This is a genomic window from Suilimivivens aceti (assembly GCF_025567405.1).
Lineage (GTDB): Bacteria > Bacillota > Clostridia > Lachnospirales > Lachnospiraceae > Suilimivivens > Suilimivivens aceti.
This window is the reverse complement of record NZ_JAOQKJ010000027.1, coordinates 1-5,562: the sequence shown is the minus strand read 5'-3', so window position 1 is coordinate 5,562 and position 5,562 is coordinate 1. Positions and strand designations below refer to the sequence as shown.

Genomic DNA, 5,562 nt, shown 5'->3' with positions numbered 1-5,562 from the left:
ACGAGATAGGGGTATCAAAGCAGGCGGTCTATAAGCGATACAAAGGCAAGCTGCATACGGTTTGCGCTCCGTATACGCATACGGAGCAGGGGGTATTGTATCTATCAGAGCAGGCTGAAACCCTGATAAAACAAGATTTTTTGAAAGATGACCGCTCCAATGGAGCGCATACGGATACGCATACGGAGCGCTCCATTGGAGCGGTGCCGGAGCAGTCGCAAGAGGCCGGAGTGGTAGCAGTTTTGCAGGCCACCATCGACACGCTGCAGGGGCAGCTTGAAGTGAAAGACCGGCAGATTGAGGAACTAAACGCAAGGCTGGCAGAGGTCAGCGCGGCGCTGCTTGCCGCCCAGCAGACAGCAGCGGCGGCCCAGGCCCTTCACGCGGGGACAATCCAGCAGCAGCTTCTTACCGGGGAGGCCGGAGCGGATCAGCAGGGCCAGGAGCCGGAGCAAAAGCGCGGGTGGTTTAGTAAACTGTTTGGAAAGTAGAAAGCAACTTAAAGTTGCTCAATAATTGGTGGTAGCAACCGAGAAGTTATTGCTAAAATGATGATCAGAAAGGAGGAACAAATATGAGTATAGTGGCACCAATGCTGGTTATTTCTTTGATTATCTATGCAGGTCTTTTCGGGCTATTTATCTATCTGGTTATCTTGATTATTCGAGCTTTGAAGAAATATATTAGGTCTAAAGATGTAAGAGCTGAAAAGAGCGTCCTTAAGCAAAATTTAGGTGAAGTATTGAAAGACTTGCGGACTAAAAATAAGATGACCCAAGAATTTGTAGCAGAAACAATAGGGGTTAGTCGGCAAGCAGTATCTAAGTGGGAAAGCGGAGAATGTGATCCGAGTACCTCTAATTTGATTGCGCTGGCAAAGTTGTACGGAACGACGGTTGAGGAAATTTTGCAGAGCATAAAGCAGTAATTTGACAGTGTGGCCGAAGTCCCAGCCGGAGCCGCCCGAAAGCAGCGGGAAACCGTAGCGGTTGGCAGCTCCGGCAATCCCCGCGGGAGCGCGCAAAAGCACTTTCATACTGCCAGCCCCAATGGGGCGGCGGTGTGAAAGTGCTTTTGCGTTACTTTCTCACAAGAAAGTAACAAAGAGGTTGTGTCCTGCGACCTGGTATGGTAAAATAGGAATAGTAGGATATAGGCTTTTCGCAGGAAAGGGACGGGTGATTTTATAGGTACAACCATTTCGGGAATGACGGGCCGGGGAAGCATCCGGCACAACAACAGGAGCTTTTCAGCGGCGAATGTAGACCGGAGCAGGTCGGGGCAGAATGTCACCTTTTGCAACGAGGATTTGAAAAAGGTGTACCACGAACTTTTCGATGAAGCCCTGGCTGCCTACAATGCCAAAAAGAAAAAGACCAGGGACAAGATACCAGACTACTATGAGCATATCCGGCAGAGCAAGCAGGAAAAGCTATTTCATGAGGCTATCTTCCAGATCGGCAACTTGATAGACTGCGGGTGCGGCTCCCCTGGAGGGGAACGGGCGGCGGCAGCTCTCAAAGAGTTTGCAGAGTCCTTCCAGGAGCGCAATCCTCATCTGCGGGTGTTCAATATGGTGCTGCACATGGACGAGGCCACGCCCCACCTCCATGTGGACTTCGTGCCGGTGGCAACGGAGCAGAGCCGGGGCCTTTCGACGCGGGTATCAATGAAACAAGCGTTAAAGCAGCAGGGATTTGAAGGGATGGGCCGGAAGCAGACGGAATGGAAAGCCTGGATGGAACGGGAGAAAGAAGCCCTAACGGAAATCGCCCAGGCGCACGAGTTTGAGATTATCAGCTTAGGCGGTGGTCGGCCTCATATGGAGCTGCCAGAGTACAGAGCAGCGGCCCAGCGGCTTGAAGCTATCCAGGAACAGGTGACAGCGGCAGAGCAGGAAATCGCGGCCCTGGAAAAGCAGAGAAAGGCCCTGCAAGGGAATGTGAAGCTGCTGAAAGCGGTTGAGAAGGTCAAGCCCGATCTGGACGCAATACAGCCGGAAAAGACGCTGACAGGGGCCGTCAAGGGCGTGACGGTGGAGCAGGTGAAGGAGCTGAAGGCGGCGGTGATCCGGGGCGCGGCGGCAGAGCAGAAGGTGCGGGAGCTGAAGGTAGAAAACCAACAGCTTCAGCAGAAAATCCCCTCGACGAAAGAAAAGCTGAAGGAGGCCCAGGAGCGGCAGCGGCTTGAAAATGAAAACCGGCAGCTCAAAGTGCAGGTGGAATACCTGGAAGAAGATTTGAGCCGGGAGCGCGGGTTTTCGGCGCGGCTTCAGGAAGGGATCGGGGCGGTGCTGGATTTCCTGGATCGGCACTTGCCAGAGCAGTTCCGGCCCCTGGTCGAAAAGGCGCGTGAGCTACTACCTGTGCCAGAGGTGCAGCAGCCGGAAAGAGAGCAGGAACGGGGCCATACCTGGGGTGGTATGGAGCTGTAAAAGAAGCCTGTCAGGGGGCCTTGCAAGAGCCGCCCGGACAGGCTATAATAACAGTAAAAATAGGGAATAAAATATATTGATAATATATGCCCCCCTATGGGGTATGGGAGATGGCAGGGAGTTAGTGGGTTGTAAAATAGGGAATAAAATATATTGATAATATATGCCCCCCTATGGCCTTTAGGCCAGGGAGAAAAATAATAAAATATTCTCTCTCGGACAGGGAGAAAGTCGGAGGGGGTTATGGGGGTGAGCGGCGGGGTGTGGGAATGTGGTAAACCTGAAAGGTTTTCCATCATTTCCATGCCCCAGAGCGAGGGGGAAAAGGGGGAGGTGACTTTCTCTTTAAGGCCCCTTTGGGGCCGCTCTTTGGCTCCCCCTTTTCCCCCTGTGGGTTTGCAGAATGTACGAAAAGAGGTGTAAGGAATGGCGGATCAGCAAGAAGCTCTGGAACGGCTGCGGGAACTTTACAGGGAAAAGAACGAGCATTTAGAGAAGTTTTTGGAGCCGGTGGAGCCGTATGAGTTTTATCGTGAGATCTTCCCGGAAGGATCTTTCGAGAGGAAGGGTCATTTTGAGGACAGGAAGGGAAATGGAATTGCGGTGACGGTGCCGAAAGGTGAGGTTGACAAGGCAACGGGGATTGCCTTGCAGATCGAGGGGGACGGTAAAGCGAAACGCTGTACCATCACTGACGAGCTGGACGAGCTGCGGGAGCTGCAAGACACCGATTTTACGATTATGTCCCCGATTTCTTATTTTGGGCGGCGGCGGTGTGGCAAAAATGCCCGGTATCTCTATGCTCTGGTCTTTGACCTGGACGGGGTGGGTATGCCTCAGCTCCGGGACACGCTGCACCAGATGAATAAGGATATTTTGCCCCAGGCAACCTTTGTTGTAAACAGCGGGACAGGGCTTCACCTGTATTATGTGCTGAAAGAGCCGGTGCCTATGTACCCGTACAACCAGAAATGCTTGAAAGAGCTGAAATATTCCCTTACCCGGCAGATTTGGAATAAGTTTACCTCCACTATCAAGGAGCCGCAAATGCAGGGGATTTTGCAGGGCTTTCGGGTGGTCGGCTCCGGCTCGAAGCTGGGGCGTGAGTATCCTGTGAGGGCGTTCCGGCTCGGCGGGCCGGTGGAGCTGGCGTGGCTGCTTGATTATATCCCGGACAGCAACGGGGAACAGCAGCGGCTTGAGGGGCTTATGAGAAAGAGCCGCCTGTCGCTGGCCGAGGCGAAAGAGAAGTACCCGGATTGGTATGAGCGGCGGATCGTCAAGAAGGAGCGGCGGGGCCGATGGACGGTTAAGCGTGACCTTTACGACTGGTGGCTGCACCGGATCGCCGATGAAATCCGGGTGGGCCATCGTTTCTATGGCATTATGACGCTGGCGATTTATGCGAAAAAATGCGGGATAGACGAGGACGAGCTGCGCCGGGACGCTTTCGCGCTGCTCCGGCCCTACGATGATATGAGCGTGGAGGATATAAACCGCTTTACAAAAGATGATGTGGTGTGCGCTCTGGAAATGTTCAATGAGGACTATGTGACATTCCCCAGGGACGATATAGCGAAGCTCTCCGGCCTGACTATGCCTGTCAATAAGCGTAATTTTCAAAGACAAGCAGATCATCTTGAAATTGCAAGAGCTATTCGGGATATTAAAGCGAAACAGCAAGGGAAAAAGGATTGGAGAGAAGGGAACGGGCGGCCTAAAGGCAGCGGAACGGCTCAGGTGCGGGTTTATGAATGGCGGCAGCAGTACCCGGAGGGGCGCAAGGCTGACTGTCACCGGGAAACTGGCCTTGATCCGAAAACCGTCCGTAAGTGGTGGGATTGCCCGCCGCCAGCGGTACGCTTTGAAAATGGGCATATAACAGTGCAGGTGTCCCCTTCCCAGGAGTTAAGCGATTGGCTCCTGGACGCGCTGCACAATGGAGGCCAGGAATAAGGCCCAGAAAGGCCCCTGTTACGCTTTAGAAGCCGTTTTCAGCCCTCCGAGGGTAAATTACCGGCCCCCTCTCTACCGCGCCCGGAAAGCCGCATAAATCAAGGCTTTTTTGCCACCTAAATGCGTACATACCAGGGCAGAAGTTTAAGAGCCAGGGCTTGGGGAAACGGGCAGGAAAATGTATTGACATTGTGAATAAAAAATGATACAATGTATATAATAAGAGTGAAAGGAGTTGCTATCTATGGCGAATACAAATATTAACATTCGTATGGACGCAGATTTGAAGCGGCAGTTTGAGGCGTTCTGTGCTGATATGGGAATGACGATGACAACGGCGTTCAATGTTTTTGCTCGTAAGGCGGTGAGAGAGTATAGAATACCCTTTGAAATCAGCGGCGATGTGCCGAACGCAGAAACCGTCGAAGCAATCCAGGAAGTAAAGAGAATGAAGGCCGATCCGAGCCTCGGCAAGACCTATTCCAATGTCGATCAGATGATGGAGGAGCTGCTTGCCGATGTATAACATAAGACCAACCACAAAGTTTCAGAAGGATTTGAAGCGTGTGAAAAAGCGCGGCTTTGATATTTCTTTGCTGACCGATATTATTAAAAAGCTGGCTGCGGGGGAGCCGTTGCCGGAGAAGAACAGGGATCACCAGCTTTCCGGGGACTATGCGGGGTGTCGTGAGTGCCACATTACGCCGGATTGGTTGCTGATCTACGAAGTGGACGGGGACGAGCTGATTTTATATCTTACCCGGACGGGATCGCATAGCGACTTATTTTAGGGGAAGGAGGAAAGGTCTATGAGCTGGGATAAAGAGAGGATCGCGCAGATACAGCTTCCCGATCCGGCAGACGATGATCCGCACCCTCGTCTGCTCTTGGAAGGGCGCGGCATACACGCAGGAGAGGGATTTACAGCTCTGTTTCCAGATGGCTGGCACGAGATTACCCTTGAAGTAGCCTGGGAGCCGACAGGCCCTGCTTGCTGGTACATATCTACGCCTGGGTTTAAGGGTGTGTGTCCTGTGGGCCTGTTCGTGAAAGTATGAAAACGATACGGCAGATAGCCGACGAGATAGGGGTATCAAAGCAGGCGGTCTATAAGCGATACAAAGGCAAGCTGCATACGGTTTGCGCTCCGTATACGCATACGGAGCAGGGGG

General features: G+C 52.7%; 7 protein-coding genes. All 7 read left to right on the top strand.

Annotated features, from left to right (window positions below):
• Nucleotides 1-491, top strand: a 491-nt coding sequence (locus tag OCV77_RS16230; RefSeq protein WP_317246649.1) for a hypothetical protein, incomplete at its 5' end; no start/stop codon positions are given.
• Nucleotides 492-574: 83 nt separating this feature from the next.
• Nucleotides 575-928 (top strand): helix-turn-helix transcriptional regulator, encoded by a 354-nt coding sequence (locus tag OCV77_RS16225; protein ID WP_177592979.1) that lies wholly within the window; start codon nucleotides 575-577, stop codon nucleotides 926-928.
• 279 nt (nucleotides 929-1,207) lie between these two features.
• The gene (locus OCV77_RS16220) at nucleotides 1,208-2,434 is read left to right on the top strand and encodes a plasmid recombination protein (RefSeq protein ID WP_177592980.1); all 1,227 of its coding nucleotides are present in this window, start codon (nucleotides 1,208-1,210) and stop codon (nucleotides 2,432-2,434) included.
• 426 nt (nucleotides 2,435-2,860) lie between these two features.
• A complete protein-coding gene (locus tag OCV77_RS16215; RefSeq protein WP_117515908.1) occupies nucleotides 2,861-4,390 on the top strand; it encodes a hypothetical protein in 1,530 nt (509 codons plus the stop codon).
• 244 nt (nucleotides 4,391-4,634) lie between these two features.
• Nucleotides 4,635-4,916: a type II toxin-antitoxin system RelB/DinJ family antitoxin gene (locus tag OCV77_RS16210; protein ID WP_087295645.1), complete on the top strand. Its 282-nt coding sequence runs from the start codon at nucleotides 4,635-4,637 to the stop codon at nucleotides 4,914-4,916.
• On the top strand, nucleotides 4,909-5,181 hold the full coding sequence (locus tag OCV77_RS16205) for a type II toxin-antitoxin system YafQ family toxin (RefSeq protein ID WP_066859802.1): 273 nt from the start codon (nucleotides 4,909-4,911) through the stop codon (nucleotides 5,179-5,181). Before OCV77_RS16210 ends, OCV77_RS16205 begins: the two co-directional genes overlap by 8 nt.
• 18 nt (nucleotides 5,182-5,199) lie before the next feature.
• Nucleotides 5,200-5,448, top strand: coding sequence for a hypothetical protein (locus tag OCV77_RS16200; RefSeq protein WP_087295647.1), 249 nt, complete (start codon nucleotides 5,200-5,202; stop codon nucleotides 5,446-5,448).
• Nucleotides 5,449-5,562 lie beyond the last annotated feature (114 nt).

Excerpts from the sequence above, each read along its gene's own strand:
- OCV77_RS16210 (WP_087295645.1), top strand. The coding sequence starts at position 4,635 with ATGGCGAATACAAATATTAACATTCGTATGGACGCAGATTTGAAGCGG.
- OCV77_RS16205 (WP_066859802.1), top strand. The coding sequence starts at position 4,909 with ATGTATAACATAAGACCAACCACAAAGTTTCAGAAGGATTTGAAGCGT.
- OCV77_RS16220 (WP_177592980.1), top strand. The coding sequence starts at position 1,208 with ATGACGGGCCGGGGAAGCATCCGGCACAACAACAGGAGCTTTTCAGCG.
- OCV77_RS16200 (WP_087295647.1), top strand. The coding sequence starts at position 5,200 with ATGAGCTGGGATAAAGAGAGGATCGCGCAGATACAGCTTCCCGATCCG.
- OCV77_RS16215 (WP_117515908.1), top strand. The coding sequence starts at position 2,861 with ATGGCGGATCAGCAAGAAGCTCTGGAACGGCTGCGGGAACTTTACAGG.
- OCV77_RS16225 (WP_177592979.1), top strand. The coding sequence starts at position 575 with ATGAGTATAGTGGCACCAATGCTGGTTATTTCTTTGATTATCTATGCA.